At 65.8% G+C, this 17,709-nt stretch carries 15 protein-coding genes and 1 pseudogene; 6 read left to right on the top strand and 10 right to left on the bottom strand.

Features of this window, described 5'->3' with window-relative positions; translation table 11 throughout:
• Window positions 1–145, bottom strand: a pseudogene (locus ACYVD7_RS05945) (OmpA family protein); the annotation flags it as partial.
• A gap of 299 nt (window positions 146–444) precedes the next feature.
• On the opposite strand from ACYVD7_RS05945, the gene ACYVD7_RS05940 reads away from it, so the two are divergent.
• A complete protein-coding gene (locus ACYVD7_RS05940) occupies window positions 445–1,236 on the top strand; it encodes a DODA-type extradiol aromatic ring-opening family dioxygenase (RefSeq protein WP_460760350.1) in 792 nt (263 codons plus the stop codon).
• A 109-nt stretch (window positions 1,237–1,345) separates the two neighbouring features.
• Here the strand turns inward: ACYVD7_RS05940 and prpF are convergent, their stop codons facing one another.
• The 3 genes from prpF to acnD form a co-directional block, all read right to left on the bottom strand.
• Entirely contained in the window at window positions 1,346–2,548 is a 1,203-nt protein-coding gene (gene prpF / locus ACYVD7_RS05935) for a 2-methylaconitate cis-trans isomerase PrpF (RefSeq protein WP_460760347.1), read from the bottom strand.
• 155 nt (window positions 2,549–2,703) lie between these two features.
• Window positions 2,704–3,153, bottom strand: coding sequence for an SRPBCC family protein (locus ACYVD7_RS05930; protein WP_460760345.1), 450 nt, complete (start codon window positions 3,151–3,153; stop codon window positions 2,704–2,706).
• 125 nt (window positions 3,154–3,278) lie between these two features.
• Window positions 3,279–5,891 (bottom strand): Fe/S-dependent 2-methylisocitrate dehydratase AcnD, encoded by a 2,613-nt coding sequence (gene acnD, locus ACYVD7_RS05925; protein WP_460760342.1) that lies wholly within the window; start codon window positions 5,889–5,891, stop codon window positions 3,279–3,281.
• Between the two features lie 570 nt (window positions 5,892–6,461).
• Here acnD and ACYVD7_RS05920 point away from each other — a divergent pair.
• Together ACYVD7_RS05920 and ACYVD7_RS05915 are read left to right on the top strand one after the other, a co-directional pair.
• Window positions 6,462–6,920, top strand: coding sequence for a cell wall hydrolase (locus ACYVD7_RS05920; protein WP_460760339.1), 459 nt, complete (start codon window positions 6,462–6,464; stop codon window positions 6,918–6,920).
• A 155-nt stretch (window positions 6,921–7,075) separates the two neighbouring features.
• Window positions 7,076–7,687, top strand: a complete 612-nt coding sequence (locus tag ACYVD7_RS05915; RefSeq protein WP_460760336.1) for a glutathione S-transferase family protein — start codon at window positions 7,076–7,078, stop codon at window positions 7,685–7,687.
• 99 nt (window positions 7,688–7,786) lie between these two features.
• Here ACYVD7_RS05915 and prpC read toward each other — a convergent pair whose 3' ends face one another.
• From prpC to ACYVD7_RS05890, 5 genes are all read right to left on the bottom strand, one after another.
• A complete protein-coding gene (gene prpC, locus ACYVD7_RS05910; RefSeq protein ID WP_460760334.1) occupies window positions 7,787–8,938 on the bottom strand; it encodes a bifunctional 2-methylcitrate synthase/citrate synthase in 1,152 nt (383 codons plus the stop codon).
• 241 nt (window positions 8,939–9,179) lie between these two features.
• Window positions 9,180–10,067 carry a methylisocitrate lyase gene (gene prpB / locus ACYVD7_RS05905; RefSeq protein ID WP_460760332.1) on the bottom strand — a complete coding sequence of 296 codons (888 nt, stop codon included), beginning with the start codon at window positions 10,065–10,067 and terminating at the stop codon, window positions 9,180–9,182.
• A 91-nt stretch (window positions 10,068–10,158) separates the two neighbouring features.
• Window positions 10,159–10,959: a DUF4189 domain-containing protein gene (locus ACYVD7_RS05900; protein ID WP_460760329.1), complete on the bottom strand. Its 801-nt coding sequence runs from the start codon at window positions 10,957–10,959 to the stop codon at window positions 10,159–10,161.
• A 158-nt stretch (window positions 10,960–11,117) separates the two neighbouring features.
• Window positions 11,118–12,101, bottom strand: a complete 984-nt coding sequence (locus tag ACYVD7_RS05895) for a malate dehydrogenase (RefSeq protein ID WP_460760325.1) — start codon at window positions 12,099–12,101, stop codon at window positions 11,118–11,120.
• Between the two features lie 64 nt (window positions 12,102–12,165).
• The gene (locus tag ACYVD7_RS05890) at window positions 12,166–13,371 is read right to left on the bottom strand and encodes an aminotransferase class I/II-fold pyridoxal phosphate-dependent enzyme (RefSeq protein WP_460760323.1); all 1,206 of its coding nucleotides are present in this window, start codon (window positions 13,369–13,371) and stop codon (window positions 12,166–12,168) included.
• A 128-nt stretch (window positions 13,372–13,499) separates the two neighbouring features.
• Between ACYVD7_RS05890 and ACYVD7_RS05885 the strand changes: the two genes are divergently transcribed.
• Window positions 13,500–14,573, top strand: a complete 1,074-nt coding sequence (locus tag ACYVD7_RS05885) for a hypothetical protein (RefSeq protein WP_460760320.1) — start codon at window positions 13,500–13,502, stop codon at window positions 14,571–14,573.
• Window positions 14,574–14,623: 50 nt separating this feature from the next.
• Here ACYVD7_RS05885 and ACYVD7_RS05880 read toward each other — a convergent pair whose 3' ends face one another.
• Window positions 14,624–15,118 carry a peptidylprolyl isomerase gene (locus ACYVD7_RS05880; protein WP_460760319.1) on the bottom strand — a complete coding sequence of 165 codons (495 nt, stop codon included), beginning with the start codon at window positions 15,116–15,118 and terminating at the stop codon, window positions 14,624–14,626.
• Window positions 15,119–15,289: 171 nt separating this feature from the next.
• Between ACYVD7_RS05880 and typA the strand changes: the two genes are divergently transcribed.
• Both typA and ACYVD7_RS05870 read left to right on the top strand, forming a co-directional pair.
• Entirely contained in the window at window positions 15,290–17,119 is a 1,830-nt protein-coding gene (typA, locus tag ACYVD7_RS05875) for a translational GTPase TypA (RefSeq protein WP_460760316.1), read from the top strand.
• A 94-nt stretch (window positions 17,120–17,213) separates the two neighbouring features.
• Window positions 17,214–17,699, top strand: a complete 486-nt coding sequence (locus ACYVD7_RS05870; protein ID WP_460760314.1) for a DUF2127 domain-containing protein — start codon at window positions 17,214–17,216, stop codon at window positions 17,697–17,699.
• Window positions 17,700–17,709 lie beyond the last annotated feature (10 nt).

Below are 17,709 nucleotides of genomic sequence, written 5' to 3'. Positions count from 1 at the left end.
CCGTACGCGTGCCGCGGTCGCCGTCCTGGACATTGAAGCCCGCCGAACCCGTCAGGTACCAGCGGTCATCGAAATCCTGCGCGTTGGCTGCCTGCGCAAAGGCCAGGCTGCCAAGCAGGGCGGCGCTGAGGAGTTTCTTGTTCATTCTTGGGCTCCGTTCTAAATCGCGAAAAACTAAAGACTGGATATCCGGCACCGTTCCTACTGACAGGATCAAACCCGCGCGCCGGCGAAATTGTAAAGGCAACGTTAAGCACGATACCGCAAGGGGTGACCGCCCCGTCAAGCTTTATGAACGCGGCTGGCACGCCGTTCGTCGGATCGCATTCAGGTCGGTACAGACTGGCATGGCCGGTGTGATGGGCACGCCTTGAAGCTTGCTTACGCCCAGATGCCCATCTGGACCGGCTTGGCAATCCGCTGCCACGGCCCCAACCTTCCGGAATGGACATGCCGATCCGGCTTCCGTCGCTGTTCCTTTCCCACGGCTCTCCCCTGCTCGCGGTGGAAGACTCCGCCGCGGGTCGTTTTCTCGATCGACTCGGCGATCAGCTGCCACGACCGAAAGCCATCGTGGTGGCCTCGGCGCATTTCATGACCGATCGGCCAATGCTGGGCGGACATCCGCAGCCCCACACTGTCCACGATTTCGGTGGCTTCCCCGAGCCGCTGTACCAGATCACCTACCCGGCGCCTGGCGCTCCGGACCTGGCAAACGAACTGGCCCAGCGGCTGATGGAGGCGGGACTCCCCGCGAAGGTGCGCGACAACCACGGCATAGACCATGGCGTCTGGGTGCCATTGAGGCGCATGTATCCCGACGCCGGCATTCCGGTGGTTCCACTATCGGTGATGCCGCATGGCACCGCTGCGCAGCACTACGCCCTGGGCCAGGTGCTGGCGCCCCTGCGCGATGAAGGCGTGCTGGTGATCGGCTCGGGCGGCTTCGTGCACAACCTGGGCGACCTTGACTGGAAGCACAAGGAAGCTCCACTGGTGCCATGGGCGCAGGAATTCAGCGATTGGATGCACGCGATGCTGGCGTCCAACGACTGGCCCGGCCTGCTCGACTGGCAACAGCGTGCGCCCCATGCCCGTCATGCACACCCGACCGTCGAGCACCTGATGCCGCTGTTCGTCGCGCTGGGCGCCGCCGGCGATGCGCCGGACGTGCGCACGATCCATCGCTCGCACGAGTTCGGATCATTGGTGCTGGATGCGTTCGCGTTCGACTGACGCGGGCAAACCGCTTCAACGACCGCGTAGGGCGCGGTCTTGACCCGCCAAGTCGAAGTTCAAGGCGTGAAATGCCCCGACGGGATCGGAAGGCGGGTTAAAACCCGCCCTACAACGTATCGGCCGGAACGCGTACCGTGCCTTCCATCAGCACGCGCGCGCTTCGACTCATCACCGCCTTGGTGACGGTCCATTCGCCATCGACCAATCGCGCCTGCGCGCCCACGCGCAACGTGCCGGAGGGATGACCGAAGCGCACGGCTTCGCGGCCCTTATCGGCGATGGTGCCGCCACCGGCTGCGGCACTCACCAGCGTGCCGGGAATCGCCGCGGCGGTGCCGATGGCTACGGCGGCAGTACCCATCATCGCGTGGTGCAGCTTGCCCATCGACAGCGCGCGCACCAGCAGGTCGACGTCGCCGGCGCGCAACCGCTTGCCGCTCGACGTCTCATGATCCCGAGGTGGCGCGACGAAAGCGACTTTCGGCGTGTGTTGGCGCGTCGCGGCCTGCCCGATGTTTTCGATCAACCCCATGCGCACGGCGCCGTACGCGCGGATCGTTTCGAACTTCGCCAGCGCGGCCTTGTCGTCGTTGATCGCGCCCTGCAGCTCGGTGCCGGTGTAACCCAGGTCGGCAGCGTTGAGGAAGATGGTCGGAATGCCGGCGTTGATCAACGTCGCCTTGAAGGTACCCACACCCGGCACATCGAGGTCGTCGACAAGGTTGCCGGTCGGGAACATCGCGCCGCCGCCTTCGCCGTCATCGGAAGGATCGAGGAACTCCAGCTGGATTTCCGCGGCCGGGAACGTCACGCCATCGAGTTCGAAATCGCCGGTTTCCTGTACCTGTCCGTTGCTGACCGGCACGTGCGCGACGATGGTCTTGCCGATGTTCGCCTGCCAGATGCGCACGATGGCGACGCCGTCATGCGGCACGCGGGCGGGATCGATCATGCCGTTGGCGATCGCGAACGGCCCCACCGCCGACGACAGGTTGCCGCAGTTGCCGCTCCAGTCGACGAACGCGGTGTCGATCGACACCTGGCCGTAGAGATAGTCGACGTCGTGGTCGGCAACGTCGGATTTCGAAATGATCACGCACTTGCTGGTGCTCGACGTCGCGCCGCCCATGCCATCGGTGTGCTTGCCGTAGGGATCGGGCGAGCCGATCACGCGCATCAGCAAGGCATCGCGCGCGGCGCCCGGCACCTGCGCCGCAAGGGGCAGGTCTCCCAGGCGGAAGAACACGCCCTTGCTGGTACCGCCACGCATGTAGGTGGCAGGGATGCGGATCTGTGGGGCGTGCGACATCGGAGGTTCCTGGAGGTGCGTAGGGCGGGCTTTAACACCCGCCATTGGATTTTTCGCGTTTGTGAAGCGGCGGGTCGAGACCCGCGCTACTGGTTGTTCGCCATCTTCGGCCGCGGGCGCGGCATGTCCATCACGTCATTTTCGTCGCGGGCCGATCAGGGATTGTCGGGAATGTTCGGTTCGACCAACTGCGCGAGCAGCGCCAGCGATTCCTGCCAGCCCAGGTAGCAGAACTCGGTCGGAATCGCGTCGGGAATACCTTGCTGGACGATGTGGAGATCGGTGCCGCACATCACCGGCTTCAACGTCACCGTTACTTCCATCTGGCCCGGCAAGTTGGGGTTGTCGAACTGATCGTTGTAGCGGATGCGTTCACCCGGTACGAGTTCGACGTAGGTGCCGCCGAAGGAATGGCTACTGCCGGTACCGAAATTGGTGAAAGACATGCGGTAGCCGCCGCCGACGCGCGCATCCATCTCGTGCACCTTGCCAGTGAAGCCGTGCGGCGGCAGCCATTTGGCCATCGCATCGGGATCGAGAAACGCGCGATAGACGCGATCGACGGAGGCCTTGACGACGCGGTGCAGGGTGACGGTTCCGGGCATGTCGCTGGCTCCTTGCTAGTGATACATCGGCTTGCGCAAGGCGGGCTTCAACCCGCCATCGGCGTGTGTGCGTGCGAAAAACGGCGGGTCAAGACCCGCCCTACACAGGACGCAGGTCGACGGTATCAAGCGGCCTGCGCGGATTCGAGGAAATCGTTGGCGAAGCGCTGCAGTACGCCGCCGGCCTCGTAGATCGAGACTTCCTCTGCGGTGTCGAGGCGGCAGGTCACCGGCACCTCGACGCGTTCGTCGTTGCGACGGTGGATCACAAGGGTGAGCGTCGCGCGCGGCGTGCGTTCGCCAACGACATCGAAAGTCTCGGTGCCGTCGATGCCGAGCGTGGTGCGGTTGGTGCCCGGCAGGAACTCCAGCGGCAGCACGCCCATGCCGATCAGGTTGGTGCGGTGGATACGCTCGAAGCCTTCGGCCGCGATCGCTTCCACGCCGGCCAGGCGCACGCCCTTCGCGGCCCAGTCGCGCGAGGACCCCTGGCCGTAGTCGGCGCCGGCGATGATGATCAGCGGCTGGCGGCGTTCCATGTAGGTCTCGATCGCTTCCCACATGCGCGTGACCTCGCCTTCCGGCTCGATCCGTGCGAGCGAACCCTGCTTCACGTTGCCGGCGGCATCGCGGACCATCTCGTTGAGCAGCTTCGGGTTGGCGAACGTCGCGCGCTGCGCGGTGAGGTGGTCGCCGCGATGGGTTGCGTACGAATTGAAGTCCTCTTCCGGCAGGCCCATCTTCGCCAAGTATTCGCCGGCGGCGCTGTCGAGCAGGATCGCATTCGACGGCGAAAGGTGGTCGGTGGTGATGTTGTCGCCGAGCACCGCCAGCGGACGCATGCCAGCGAGCGCGCGTTCGCCGGCCAGCGCGCCTTCCCAATACGGCGGACGGCGGATGTAGGTGCTTTGCGGGCGCCAGTCGTACAGCGGGCTGATCGATCCGCCGTGCTCGACGGTCACCTTGAACATCGGGTCGTAGACGCGACGGAAGTGTTCGGGCTTCACGCTGCTGGCGACGATCGCATCGATCTCCTCATCGCTCGGCCAGATGTCCTTGAGCGTGATCGCCTTGCCGTCGGCGTCGAAGCCGAGCGCGTCCTTCTCGATGTCGAACCGCACCGTGCCGGCGATGGCGTACGCCACGACCAGCGGCGGCGACGCGAGGAATGCCTGCTTGGCATACGGATGGATGCGCCCGTCGAAGTTGCGGTTGCCCGACAGCACGGCGGTGGCATACAGGTCGCGTTCGATCACTTCCTTCTGGATCGCCGGATCCAGTGCGCCGCTCATGCCGTTGCAGGTGGTGCAGGCGAAGCCGACGATGCCGAAGCCGAGCTGCTCGAGTTCCGGCAACAACTTCGCTTCTTCCAGGTATAGCTGCACGGCCTTGGAGCCGGGCGCGAGTGACGTCTTCACCCACGGCTTGCGCGTGAGGCCACGTGCATTGGCATTGCGCGCGATCAGGCCCGCGGCAATCACGTTGCGCGGGTTGCTGGTGTTGGTGCAGCTGGTGATCGCGGCGATGATCACCGCGCCGTCGGGCATCAGGCCTTCGGCTTCCTGTGCGAGCGCGGCGTCGAGGTTTCCGGCGATGCCGCGCTCGGCCAATGCCGACGTCGGCAGGCGCTTGTGCGGGTTCGACGGGCCGGCCATGTTGCGGCACACGCTGGTCAGGTCGAACGTCAGCGTGCGCTCGTACTGCGCGGTCTTGAGTGCGTCGGCCCACAGGCCAGCCTGCTTCGCGTACGTCTCCACCAGCTTGACCTGCGCGTCCTCGCGACCGGTAAGGCGCAGGTAGTCGAGGGTCTTGTCGTCGATGAAGAACATCGCCGCGGTCGCGCCGTACTCCGGCGCCATGTTGGAGATCGTCGCGCGGTCACCGAGGGTCAGCGCGGACGCACCTTCGCCGCGGAATTCGAGATACGCGCCGACCACCTTCGACTGGCGCAGGAATTCGGTCAGCGCCAGCACGATGTCCGTGGCGGTGATGCCGGGCGCGGGCTTGCCGGTGAGCTCGACGCCAGTGATGTCCGGCAGCCGCATCCACGACGCGCGCCCGAGCATCACGCTTTCGGCTTCCAGACCGCCCACGCCAATCGCAATCACGCCCAGCGCGTCGACGTGCGGCGTGTGGCTGTCGGTGCCGACGCAGGTATCGGGGTAGGCGACGCCGTCCTGGGTGAAGATCACCGGCGACATCTTCTCCAGGTTGATCTGGTGCATGATCCCGTTGCCCGGCGGGATCACGTCGACATTGCGGAACGCCTTCTTCGTCCAGTTGATGAAGTGGAAGCGATCCTCGTTGCGGCGATCCTCGATCGCGCGGTTCTTCGCGAAGGAGCCCTTGTCGAAGCCGGGCGCTTCCACCGCCAACGAGTGGTCGACGATCAGCTGCGTCGGCACTACCGGATTGATCTGCGCGGGATCCCCACCCTTTTCGGCGATGGCATCGCGCAGGCCGGCCAGGTCGACCAGCGCCGTCTGCCCGAGGATGTCGTGGCACACCACGCGCGCCGGGAACCACGGGAAGTCGAGGTCGCGCCGACGCTCGATCAGTTGGGTCAGGTAGGCGTTGAGCATTGCCGGGTCGGCGCGGCGCACCAGGTTCTCGGCGTGGACACGCGCGGTGTACGGCAATGTGTCCCACGCACCGGGCGCGATCGCCTCGATGGCGGCGCGGGCGTCGAAATAGTCGAGTGCGGTGCCCGGGAGCGGCTTGCGGTATTGGCTATTCATTGGGGGACGGCTCGGATGCGGAGGATGCCGGGGGCCCCGTACGGCTGCACGAGCAAGCTGACTTGCGACAAGTGCTGACTGAGAGGCACGACTGCGTTCGATTATCCCGCAATCGTCCGCGCCTCGAACAGTCGAGGCATGGGGCGCCTGTTCCACGCGCCGGCCATTAGGGTTGGCGTGCGTTTCTGGCGTTATCTGCCCGTCGTGGCTCCGGAGTCGTGGCGGCGCCGAATGACCGGAGAATCGCAGGCACCTCCCCGTGGGCGTATTGGAGCCAGCCCAAGTGGAACGGGCCTAACACCGTCCAGGCCCGCGCACAATCCGTGATCGACGTCACCGATTCAGGTCCCGTTGGGAAACCCGCCGCTACCTTGCGCCGACTTTCCAGCCGCCCCCGGCGGCACCCCTCGCAGCGCCCGTGCCCATTTGCACGGTCACCGATGCCCGGGCAAAGCGCGCCAAAGAGCGTGCCGCCCTCCCCAGTACGCCATACCGGAATTCGCCCCAGGCACGCCTCCGCACGGAGACGACGCCGAAGTGCGGTCCGGCCAACGGAGCAAGGAGTACGACATGAAACTCGCATGGATCCTGTGGTTGGCCTCGGTTCTGCCGTCGCAGCAAGCCGATTCCCTGTGCCTGAGCACCACCGTCTACCTGGAAGCCCGTGACCAGTCGGTCCGCGGCCAGCAGGCGGTCGCCGAGGTCGCCCTGCGTCGTCGCGACAGCGGTCTGTGGGGCGACAACGTCTGTGACGTTGTCACCGCGCGCAAGCAGTTCGCCCCGACCCTGGTGTCCCCGTCCACCCGCCTCGGCAACACCGAAGCCTGGGGACAGGCGGTCACCGTGGCACTGGAAGCCGAACAGAACTGGGCCCTGCCCGCCGGCCAGCGCAAGGAGATCGTCCCCGGCGCCAGCCACTTCGCCGCACTGGGCATCGCCAGCCCGTCCTGGCGCAATGCGTACCAGGTCGCGACCATCGGCGACCACACCTTCTATAAGGTGCAGTCGCTCAAGCCGCGCCGGGCCTGACCGAACGCCGGACTACTTGGGGTGCGCGGAAAATCCTCGCGCCCCGCTCCGCCAGTCATCCAGCCACCGGCGTAACGCAACGTTGCGACCACGCGGTTGAGGGTGCGCGCACGGGCGCGCGATAGTGCGGCTTTCCGCTGGCCCGTGGAGGCCACATGAAGCTGTACACGTCCCCCGGCGCCTGCTCCACCGGAAACCACATCGCCCTGCAGTGGACGGGTGGTCCGTTCGAAGTCGAGATCGTCACCCGCGAACAACGTCAGCAGCCCGCATTCCTCGCGATCAACCCCGCCGGTGCGGTGCCGGCACTGCGCGACGGTGATTTCATCCTGACCCAGAACGCCGCGATCCTGGGCTACATCGCCGACACCTGGCCGGAAGCGAGACTCCAGGGCGACGGCTCCCCGCGCCAGCGCGCCGAGGCCAACCGCTGGCTCGCGTTCGTCAATTCCGACCTGCATCCGGCGTTCAAGCCGGTGTTCGGGCCCGCGCGCTACATCGCGGACGATTCGCAACACGATGCGGTGAAGGAAAAGGCCCGTGGCAATGTCCGCGCACTGTTCGAACGCGCGGACAAGCAACTGGAAGGACAACAGTGGCTCGCCGGTTTCCGCAGCTACGCCGATCCTTACCTGTACGTCACCCTGCGCTGGGCCGAAGCTACCGGCATCAACCTGGCCGACCTGGGCAACCTGGCATCGTTCAAGCAGCGCATGGAACACGACGGCGGCGTACAGGCTGCGTTGAAGGCGGAAGGACTGGGCTGATATCAGCCCTCGACTGAAACGAAAAGGCCGCGCAATTGCGCGGCCATTCTTCGTGCCTGCCAGTCAGGCGACTGCCGTTCCAGCTGCGCTGCTCGACGCTCAGCGCTTTCCGATCGCCACGTACTCGCGATCTTCCGGGCCCACATAGTTCGCGCTCGGACGGATGATCTTGCCGTCCTCGCGCTGCTCGATCACGTGCGCGCTCCAACCGGTGGTGCGCGCGATGACGAACAGCGGCGTGAACATCGGGGTCGGGATGCCCATCATGTGGTACGCACTGGCGCTGTACCAGTCGAGGTTCGGGAACATCTTCTTGGTGTCCATCATCAGGTTCTCGATGCGCTCGGACACGTCGAACAGCACCTGGTTGCCGCCGTCCTTGCACAGCTTGCGCGAGAGTTCCTTGATGATCGGGTTGCGCGGATCGCCGATGGTATACACCGGGTGGCCAAAACCGATGATGATTTCCTTCTTCTCCATGCGCGCACGGATGTCGGCTTCGGCTTCGTCGGCCGAGTTGTAGCGGCTGATGATGTCCATCGCGACTTCGTTGGCGCCACCGTGCTTCGGACCGCGCAGCGCGCCGATCGCACCGGTAATGCACGAATGCAGATCCGAGCCGGTACCGGCGATCACGCGTGCAGTGAACGTCGAGGCATTGAATTCGTGCTCGGCGTACAGGATCAGCGACTTGTCGAGCGAGTCGGCGTGCAGCTGCGACGGCGCCTCGCCGTGCAGCAGGTGCAGAAAGTGCGCAGCGACGCTGTCGTCGTCCGTCTCGACGTCGATGCGACGGCCGTTGCGGGTGAAGTGCCACCAGTACAGCAGCATCGAACCGAAGCTGGCGATCAGCTTGTCGGCGATGTCGCGCGCTTCGGCGGCCGGGTGGCCTTCGCGCTCCGGCAACAGCGTGCCCAGCACCGAGCAGCCGGTGCGCAGCACGTCCATCGGGTGCGCATTGGCCGGCACGAGCTCCAGCGCTTCCTGCACGATCGCTGGCAGGCCACGCAGGCGCTTGAGCTTGGTCCGGTAGGCGTTGAGCTGCGACTGCGTCGGCAGCACGCCGTGCACCAGCAGGTGCGCGACTTCCTCGAAGGTCGACTTCGTGGCGAGGTCGTGGATGTCGTAGCCGCGGTAATGCAGGTCGTTGCCGCTGCGGCCGACGGTGCACAGCGCGGTGTTGCCCGCGGCGGTGCCGCTCAGCGCAACGGACTTCTTGACCTTGGGAAGGACCTGGGTGGGGTCAGTCATTGGAATCTCTCCTGGGATGAAAAACCGCGGCCGACCTTCAGTCTGTCCGGTCGAGCCGTGGTGGAACGTTGTACAGAGCAGGAAACGCCTGAATGCGACTGGCAAGTCGCAAACGACCATGGCGGGCCAACATCGCGCTCGCCGCGGTCGATGGGCGGAAGGACGCGCCGGCGGAGGAGGTTACAGGGGGCACGCACCGCGCGAGCCTGTCCACTCCGTCGGCCGACCGTTCATCGCGCCCCTACTTCCCGCCGCGCGCAAACAGCTGGTCGAGCTTGTCTTCGTAGGCGTGATAGCCGAGGAAGTCGTACAACTCGGCACGCGTCTGCAAGGTATCGATGGTGCTCTTCTGCGTGCCTTCGCGGCGCACGGTCTCGTAGAAATTCAGCGCGGCCTTGTTCATGGCGCGATAGGCGCCACAACAGTACAGGGCGATATCGACGTTGGCGTCGCGCAGTTCGTCGGTGGTGAAGAACGGCGTGCTGCCGAACTCGGTGAGGTTGGCGAGGATCGGCACCTTCACCGCGGCCTTGAACTTGCGGTAGTCGTCGAGCGTGTTCATCGCCTCGGGGAAGATCATGTCGGCGCCGGCCTCGACATAGGCCACGGCGCGTTCGATCGCCGAATCGATGCCTTCCACGGCGGCCGCATCGGTGCGCGCCATGATCACGAAGGTGTCGTCGGTGCGCGCATCGACGGCGGCCTTCACGCGATCGACCATCTCGTCCTTCGTCACCACTTCCTTGCCCGGGCGGTGGCCGCAACGCTTCTGGCCGACCTGGTCCTCCATGTGCACGGCGGCGACGCCGACGTTGATGAAGGAGCGGATGGTGCGGCCGATGTTGAACGCGCCGCCCCAGCCGGTATCGATGTCGACCAGCAGCGGCATCTGGGTCGCATCGACGATCCGGCGTGCATCGGTGAGCACGTCTTCCATCGTGCTGATGCCCAGGTCCGGCACACCCAGCGAATTGGCGGCAACGCCGCCGCCGGACAGGTACAGCGCCTTGTAACCCGTGCGCTTGGCCATCAGGCCGGCGTAGGCGGTGATGGCACCCATCACCTGCAGCGGGGATTCTTCTGAAACGGCGGCGCGGAAACGCGCGCCGGGGGAGGCGATCTGGGACATGGGCTCTCCTTTCGAATCCGGCATTTTAGCCGACCCGGGATACCCATCGGCGCGGGCGGGTTGCAACGCCCACCCGCGCGGGACACGCGTCCTAGTTCCTGTCGAGCTTGCGCTCCAGGTAGCGATCCGCCCTGCGGCGCGCGTCGACGGCATCGAGAGCGTCGCCGGTGGCGACCACCTTGCAGTTCTTCTCACCGGTCGCCTGCTTGCAGGCCTTCTTCGCGTTGCGGGAAGCACTGGAAATCAGGCCCTCGCCCGGCGCGTCGGCAGCGAACAGCTGCCCGTCGCTGCTCACGGCAATGGCGCCGTGATTCCCCTGGAAGGCAAACGCCCGGCAAGTCGCAACACCGCAGGCCGCCAGCGCTTCCTTCTCGGCCTCACCACGACGGAAACGACTGACGCTCCTGCCCACGGTGCCGGAAGCCACGTCGTAGGCCAACGCGCCGAATTTCCAGTACTCGGCGCTGCCCGTGCTGCTCGCGAGGATCACCGCATCGCAGCCGTGCCCGCCCCGGTTCAGGCAATCCAGCATCGCCTCCGCGGTGCCGTTGACGCTGATGCCGGAGACACTGTCGTCATCGGAAATCGCGACATAGGCGTGGTCCTCCCAGAACGAAAACCCGGCGCACTGCGGGCCGCAACCGGCCATCGCGGAATTCAGCGCGTGGTTGGGATCGGGGTCGTTCCACATGGCGTAAAAAGTCCGCGCCTTGGGATCGAAGGCGATCGCACCGGCTACCCAGGAGCATTGCTGCTGGTACATGGGTTGGGGCGGGAGCCCGCCGACGCTCGGCGCCGTACCGACGTAGACGTTCTGGCAGAACTGGGTGGCGGAAGCGGCCTGCGGTAGCGCACAGGCCAGAAAGAGCAGCAAAAGCGCTCGAATGGACATCCTTGTCTCCATGCACCCAACGGTGCGATCAGTGGTGGTGGTTATCTGCGCGCCAGGTACGCGGGCTGGCTCGGGCGACGGCGATGCAACCCTGACCAGTATCGCGAGTGGCGCGCAGAAACAACGAAGGCGACACAGGTCGCCTTCTTTGATGTTGCTTACAGCAGGTGCGCCACGCCAGCGCGCTCTTCTTCGAGCTCGGCCAGCGTCTTGTCCATCGCGGCGCGGCTGAAGTCGTCGACCGGCAGGCCTTCGACGCGGGTGTATTCGCCGTTGGCGCAGGTCACCGGCACGCCGTACATCACGCTTTCCGGGATGCCGTAGCTGCCATCCGACGGCACGCCCATGGTCACCCACTCACCGTTGGTGCCCAGTGCCCAGTCGCGCATGTGGTCAATGGCGGCGTTGGCAGCGGAAGCCGCCGACGACAGGCCGCGCGCTTCGATGATCGCGGCGCCGCGCTTGCCCACCACCGGGATGAAGGTGTTGGCGTTCCAGTCGGCATCGTTGATTTTGTCCTTCAGCGATGCGCCGCCGACGGTGGCGAATCGGTAGTCGGGGTACATGGTCGGGCTGTGGTTGCCCCACACGACCATCTTCTTGATGTCGGCGACGGCGACGCTGGCCTTGTTGGCCAGCTGCGACAGCGCGCGGTTGTGGTCCAGGCGCAGCATCGCGGTGAAGTTCTTCGCCGGGAGCGACGGCGCCGACTTCATGGCGATGTAGGCATTGGTGTTGGCCGGGTTGCCGACCACGAGCACCTTCACGTTGCGCGAGGCGACGTCGTTCAGCGCCTTGCCCTGCACGGTGAAGATCTCGGCGTTCTTGAGCAGCAGGTCCTTGCGCTCCATGCCCGGGCCGCGCGGCATCGCGCCGACCAGCAGGGCGTAGTCGGCGTCCTTGAACGCGACCTTCGGATCATCGGTGCCGACCATGCCGGCCAGCAGCGGGAACGCGCAGTCTTCCAGCTCCATCATCACGCCCTTGAGCGCGGCCTGGGCCTTCTCCATCGGCAGTTCGAGCATCTGCAGGATGACGGGCTGGTCCTTGCCGAGCATTTCGCCGGAAGCGATGCGGAACAGCAGGGCATAGCCGATCTGGCCGGCAGCACCGGTGACGGCAACGCGGACGGGGGTCTTCATGGGGCAACTCCTGGATGAAAAAGCGGGGCGTCAGCGCGCCCCGCGACAGAAACGAATCGGATGATCAGGAAAGTTCGTTGAAGAATTCCTGGAAACGCTGCAGGCCCGGTGCGAGCTGCGGCGTCGGACACGTGTAGCTGATGCGCAGCGCACGCGGCTCGCCGAAGGCGGAACCCGGCACGCAGGCGACACCCTTGGCTTCCAGCAACGCGTTGCAATAGTCGACGTCGTTGTTGATCTTCGTGCCGCTCGGGCCGTGGGTCTTGCCGAAAGCGACCGAGATGTCCGGGAACACGTAGAACGCACCCTGCGGACGCGGGCACACAACGCCCGGCAGCGAGTTCATCACGTCCATCACCTGGTCGCGCTTGGCCTGGAACTCGGCATTCTTCTGCGTCGGCACGTCCTGCGGACCGGTCAGCGCGGCAACTGCCGCAGCGGTGACGATTTCCGGGATGTTGGTGATGTGGTTGGAATTCATCGTCGCGATGGCCTGCGCGACCGCCTCGGGACCGGCCATGAAACCCACGCGCCAGCCCGGCATGCCATAGGTCTTGGACAGCGAGTCGATGAAGATCACGCGATCACGCAGCTCCGGACGCGCATGCACGAAGTTGTGGTAACCCACGCCGTCGAACACCATGCGGTTGTAGATGTCGTCGGTGATGATCCAGGTGTCCGGATACTTCGCGACGATGTCGGCGAGCACCGTGATCTCTTCCTTCGAATAGACCATGCCGGTCGGGTTCGAGGGATTGTTGAACAGGAACACTTTCGGCTTCTTCGCCAGCGCGGCGTCGAGCTGCTCGGGCGTGACCTTGTAGTCCTGCGACGGCGGGCACGGCAGCAGGTCGATCTTCGCGTTGACGATTTCCGCGATGTCGAGATAGCTGGTCCAGTACGGCGTCGGGAAGGCGATGGTGTCGCCTTCGTCGAGCAGCGCTTCGGCCAGGTTGTAGATCACGTGCTTGGCGCCGATACCGGTCGCGCAGTTGACCTTGCCGTAGCCGTCCAGGCCGATCTTGTGCATGTGCGCGATGAACGCGTCCAGCAGCGTGTCGGCGCCGCGGTTGCTGCCGTACTGGCCGCTGTCCTTGGCCAGCGCTTCGCGCGCGGCGGCATACACGTGGTCGCCCGGCAGGAAGTTGGGAACACCGATCGAGAAACTGATGATGTCGCGGCCTTCGGACTTGAGACGCTTGGCCTTTTCGGCGACCTGCATGATCGCGCTAGGCTTGGCGCGACCGATGCGCCGTGCGAGCTGGGGCATGGGACTTGGACCCGTGGGGGAGAAACCCCGTATTGTAGCGGCGCAGATGGTGCGCCGCAGCCCGGTTACGTTGACCGATGCCAGCGCCACGCCGGATGACCACTGGCTCGAATCAGGGGAGACACCGAATGAACGCCCTTCGCCTGGCCGTACGTTCCGGGTTCGACCCACGCCGACAGTCGCCCCGGCAGATGCCCCAGATCGGCGCTCTCTTCGGCCTGTGCCTGCTCTCGCTGGTGCTGGCATTGCCAGCGCTCGCCGCCAGGCACGCCAAGTCGGCTGAGCCACCCGTCCCGCCGTTGCATGGCAGCCTGGTCCTGCTGGCGCCCAGCGTGCACCTTGAGGAAGCCCGGGTGGGCCACCTCGAGCAACGCAGCGAATGGAACGACGCCGCACGCCCGCTGCTGCTCGACGCGATGCACCAGCAACTGACCGCCGTCGGCATCCAGCCGCAGCCGGACTACACGCCTCCGGTCGATCTCCCATCGGACTCACCGATGGCGCAGAGCCTCCAGCTGGGCGCGCTGATCGCAGACTCGATGGCTTGGCAGCCGCCGCCCAAGCGACACGTATTCCGACACCCGCCTCCAGAACCCGCCGTCACGGAGAACATCGGCGTCGAAGGCGCAAACGCCCTGCTGGAAGCCACGAAGGCAGACTATGCGCTGCTCACGCAGGTCCATGCGCAATACAACAGCGGCGGCCGGAAGGCGGCACGCGCCGGAGCGATCGCGGGTGGCGTGGCGATGAACGTGCTTTCGGTCCTGGCGGCCCTCTTGGGAAACGGGTCCCCCGATTTCGTTTCGGTGGATTGGATGAGCGGCCCGTCGATGAACGCAGCTTGCGCGCTGGTGGACCTGCACACCGGCGACATCATCTGGAGTCGGACCACGCACCAGGTCCGCGACCTGCGCCAGGCTGCCGGCATCAAGGGCACCGCGCTGACCCTGCTGGAGGGGTTGCCGAAGCTGGACTCGGTGACACAGGCGGATGCAATGCGAGCGGATGCGACGATGCAACCGGAGGTTCCGGTGCAATCGGACGTGGCGGCCGCGCCCATTACCCCCACCGAGCCCGCCGTCGCGCCAACCGAATCCGCCGCACCCACCACGCCCATCGCGCCCGAAGCCCCCATCGCGACCGCCGTGCTGGAACCGGAACCAACAGCCACTCCCGCTCCCGACCCGACTCCCACCCCCTGAAACGAAGACGGGGCGCATGTGCGCCCCGTCCAGGTCGACCTCGCTGCCGGTCAGGCGGCGAGGATCTTGTTCCACTCCGCGACGCGGTCGGCCTTGGCGGCCAGCACGGCGGCGGCGTCGCCTTCGATCTTCAGCGCGTTGATGTGGTCGCCCTGCTTGATGGCGTCAACCACGTCCAGGCCTTCGATCACCTTGCCAAAGACGGTGTGCTTGCCGTCCAGCCAGCCGCAGGGGACATGGGTGATGAAGAACTGGCTGCCATTGGTGCCCGGGCCAGCGTTGGCCATCGACAGCACGCCGCGCTCGTGGCGCAGGCCGTTGGTGGTCTCGTCCTCGAACTTGTAGCCCGGACCGCCCGTGCCGGTGCCCTTGGGGCAGCCGCCCTGGACCATGAAATCGGCGATGACGCGGTGGAACTTGAGGCCGTCGTAGTAGCCGCGCTGGGCCAGGTTGACGAAGTTGGCGACGGTCAGCGGCGCCTTGTCGGCGGCCAGTTCGACGCGGATGAGGCCGCGGTCGGTCTCGAAATTGGCGATCAGGGACATGGGACAGCTCCTGCGAGGTGGGGATGACGCCCCGGATGTGGGGTCGGTGAGCGTGACCGACAAGAATAACCCAGCTGCCGGACCTGAACGGGGACGGCGGTAACCCTGACCGGCTATACTTGCCGGCTTCCTTCCGCTGATCTGGTGCCGTTCTCCGGCGCCCCTCCCCGCATGTCCATTGAACGCCTGCGCAATATCGCCATCGTCGCCCACGTCGACCATGGCAAGACCACCCTCGTCGACTGCCTGCTCAAGCAGTCGGGCACCCTGTCCGAACGTACGGTGCTGGCCGAGCGCGCGATGGACAGCAATGACCAGGAAAAGGAACGTGGCATCACGATCCTGGCCAAGAACACGGCCATCACCTGGCAGGGCAACCGCATCAACATCGTCGACACCCCTGGACACGCCGACTTCGGTGGCGAAGTCGAGCGCGTGCTGTCGATGGTCGACTCGGTGCTGATCCTCGTCGACGCGATGGATGGCCCGATGCCGCAGACGCGCTTCGTCACGCAGAAGGCGTTCGCGATGGGCTTCAAGCCGATCGTCGTCGTCAACAAGATCGACCGCCCGGGCGCGCGTCCGGATTGGGTGATCGACCAGGTGTTCGACCTGTTCGACAAGCTCGGCGCCACCAACGAGCAGCTCGACTTCCCGATCGTGTACGCCTCGGCGCTGCACGGCTACGCCAGCCTCGATGACGCCGCGCGCGACGGCGACATGACCCCGCTGTACGAAGCGATCATGAAGCACGTCGCGCCGCCGTCCGTCGACCCGGATGGCGCGTTCCAGATGCGCATCAGCCAGCTGGACTACAGCAACTTCGTCGGCCTGATCGGCATCGGCCGCATCCAGCGCGGCAAGGTCCGCCGCAACATGCCGGTCAGCGTCGTCGACCGCGAAGGCAAGAAGCGCCAGGGCAAGGTCCTGCAGGTGCTCGGTTTCATGGGCCTGGAGCGCATCGAAACCGAGGAAGCCGAAGCCGGCGACATCGTCGCCATCTCCGGCGTCGCCGACCTGTCGATCTCCGACACCGTCTGCGCGCTGGACACCCCGGAAGCGCTGCCGGCGCTGACCGTGGACGAACCCACCATCAGCATGACCTTCCAGGTGAACAACTCGCCGTTCGCCGGTCACAAGGACCTCAGCGGCGGCAAGTTCCTCACCAGCCGCCAGCTGCGTGAGCGCCTGGAACGCGAAACCCTGCACAACGTCGCGCTGAAGGTCGAGGAAGGTTCGGACCCGGACAAGTTCCTGGTCTCCGGCCGTGGCGAGCTGCACCTGTCGGTGCTGATCGAGAACATGCGCCGCGAAGGCTTCGAGCTGGCCGTGTCGCGCCCGGAAGTCATCATCAAGCAGATCGACGGCCAGCAGATGGAGCCGGTCGAGCAGCTGGTGGTCGACATCGAAGACCAGCACCAGGGCGGCGTCATGGAAAAGCTCGGCACCCGCAAGGCCCAGCTCAAGAACATGGAACCCGACGGCAAGGGTCGCGTGCGCCTGGACTACATGATCCCGGCGCGTGGCCTGATCGGCTTCCAGAACGAGTTCCGCACCCTGACCCAGGGTTCGGGCCTGCTGTTCCACGTGTTCGACCATTACGGCCCGAAGGAAACCGGCGCGATCGCCAAGCGCATCAACGGCGTGATGATCGCCAATGCCGCCGGTACCACTCCGGCCTACTCGCTTGGGCCGCTGCAGGAGCGCGGACGCCTGTTCGCCGCCGAAGGCGACCAGGTGTACGAAGGCCAGCTGGTCGGTATCCACTCCAAGGACAACGATCTCACCGTCAACGCGATCAAGCCCAAGCCGCTGACCAACATGCGCGCCTCGGGCAAGGATGACGCGATCCAGCTCAGCCCGGCGATCAAGTACACGCTGGAACAGGCGCTGGACTTCATCGAGGACGACGAACTGGTCGAAGTCACGCCGAAGGAAATCCGCCTGCGCAAGAAGTTCCTCACCGAAAGCGATCGCAAGCGCGCCTCGCGCGCCGCCTGACGGTAGCAAGCGGCATGGAAGCAGCGTCGCGTCACACGCATGCCACGCGGCTGCGGTCGACGCGACGCGCGCAAGTGGTTAGCCTGCGCGCCTGATGTCCGATCGCAACCATTTGCCGCATCCGCATTACGACCCCAATCCGCGGGCCCACCCGGGCCTGCGGGCCATTGCCGTGCTCGAGCTCGTCAAGGGCCTGCTTGCCCTGCTGGCAGGGACCGGGCTGGAGCTGATCGGACCGGTTCCGCTCAAGCGCTGGGCGCATGCCCTGATCGAGCAGTTCCAGCTGGACCCGCAACACGGCGCGATGGCATGGCTGGCGCATGCGATCAGTCCAGATGGCGTACACCTGGCCGCCGCCGCCGTGTGCGCGTACGGCATCCTGCACCTGGCCGAAGCCTGGGGCCTGTGGCGAGACAAGGCCTGGGCCTCGTGGCTGGGCGCCGTGGCCGCCGCGATCTACCTGCCCTTCGACATCTACGCGCTCATCCGCCACCCGGGCTGGCCCGCGATCGCGGTACTGGCGATCAACATCCTGGTCGTTTGGGTCCTGGCGCGCGACGTACTCAAGCGGCGCTACTGAGCCGCCGACG

The sequence above is a fragment of the Lysobacter fragariae genome (assembly GCF_054779775.1).
Note: the sequence above shows the minus strand (reverse complement) of the source record. Positions and strands in the feature narration are given on the sequence as shown.

Coding starts and splice junctions, on each gene's coding strand:
- ACYVD7_RS05920 (WP_460760339.1), top strand. CDS start 6,462: ATGAAACTCGCATGGATCCTGTGGTTGGCCTCGGTTCTGCCGTCGCAG.
- prpB (WP_460760332.1), bottom strand. CDS start 10,067: ATGTCCCAGATCGCCTCCCCCGGCGCGCGTTTCCGCGCCGCCGTTTCA.
- ACYVD7_RS05930 (WP_460760345.1), bottom strand. CDS start 3,153: ATGCCCGGAACCGTCACCCTGCACCGCGTCGTCAAGGCCTCCGTCGAT.
- ACYVD7_RS05940 (WP_460760350.1), top strand. CDS start 445: ATGGACATGCCGATCCGGCTTCCGTCGCTGTTCCTTTCCCACGGCTCT.
- ACYVD7_RS05890 (WP_460760323.1), bottom strand. CDS start 13,371: ATGCCCCAGCTCGCACGGCGCATCGGTCGCGCCAAGCCTAGCGCGATC.
- ACYVD7_RS05900 (WP_460760329.1), bottom strand. CDS start 10,959: ATGTCCATTCGAGCGCTTTTGCTGCTCTTTCTGGCCTGTGCGCTACCG.
- ACYVD7_RS05870 (WP_460760314.1), top strand. CDS start 17,214: ATGTCCGATCGCAACCATTTGCCGCATCCGCATTACGACCCCAATCCG.
- ACYVD7_RS05880 (WP_460760319.1), bottom strand. CDS start 15,118: ATGTCCCTGATCGCCAATTTCGAGACCGACCGCGGCCTCATCCGCGTC.
- prpF (WP_460760347.1), bottom strand. CDS start 2,548: ATGTCGCACGCCCCACAGATCCGCATCCCTGCCACCTACATGCGTGGC.
- ACYVD7_RS05895 (WP_460760325.1), bottom strand. CDS start 12,101: ATGAAGACCCCCGTCCGCGTTGCCGTCACCGGTGCTGCCGGCCAGATC.
- prpC (WP_460760334.1), bottom strand. CDS start 8,938: ATGACTGACCCCACCCAGGTCCTTCCCAAGGTCAAGAAGTCCGTTGCG.
- acnD (WP_460760342.1), bottom strand. CDS start 5,891: ATGAATAGCCAATACCGCAAGCCGCTCCCGGGCACCGCACTCGACTAT.
- typA (WP_460760316.1), top strand. CDS start 15,290: ATGTCCATTGAACGCCTGCGCAATATCGCCATCGTCGCCCACGTCGAC.
- ACYVD7_RS05885 (WP_460760320.1), top strand. CDS start 13,500: ATGAACGCCCTTCGCCTGGCCGTACGTTCCGGGTTCGACCCACGCCGA.
- ACYVD7_RS05915 (WP_460760336.1), top strand. CDS start 7,076: ATGAAGCTGTACACGTCCCCCGGCGCCTGCTCCACCGGAAACCACATC.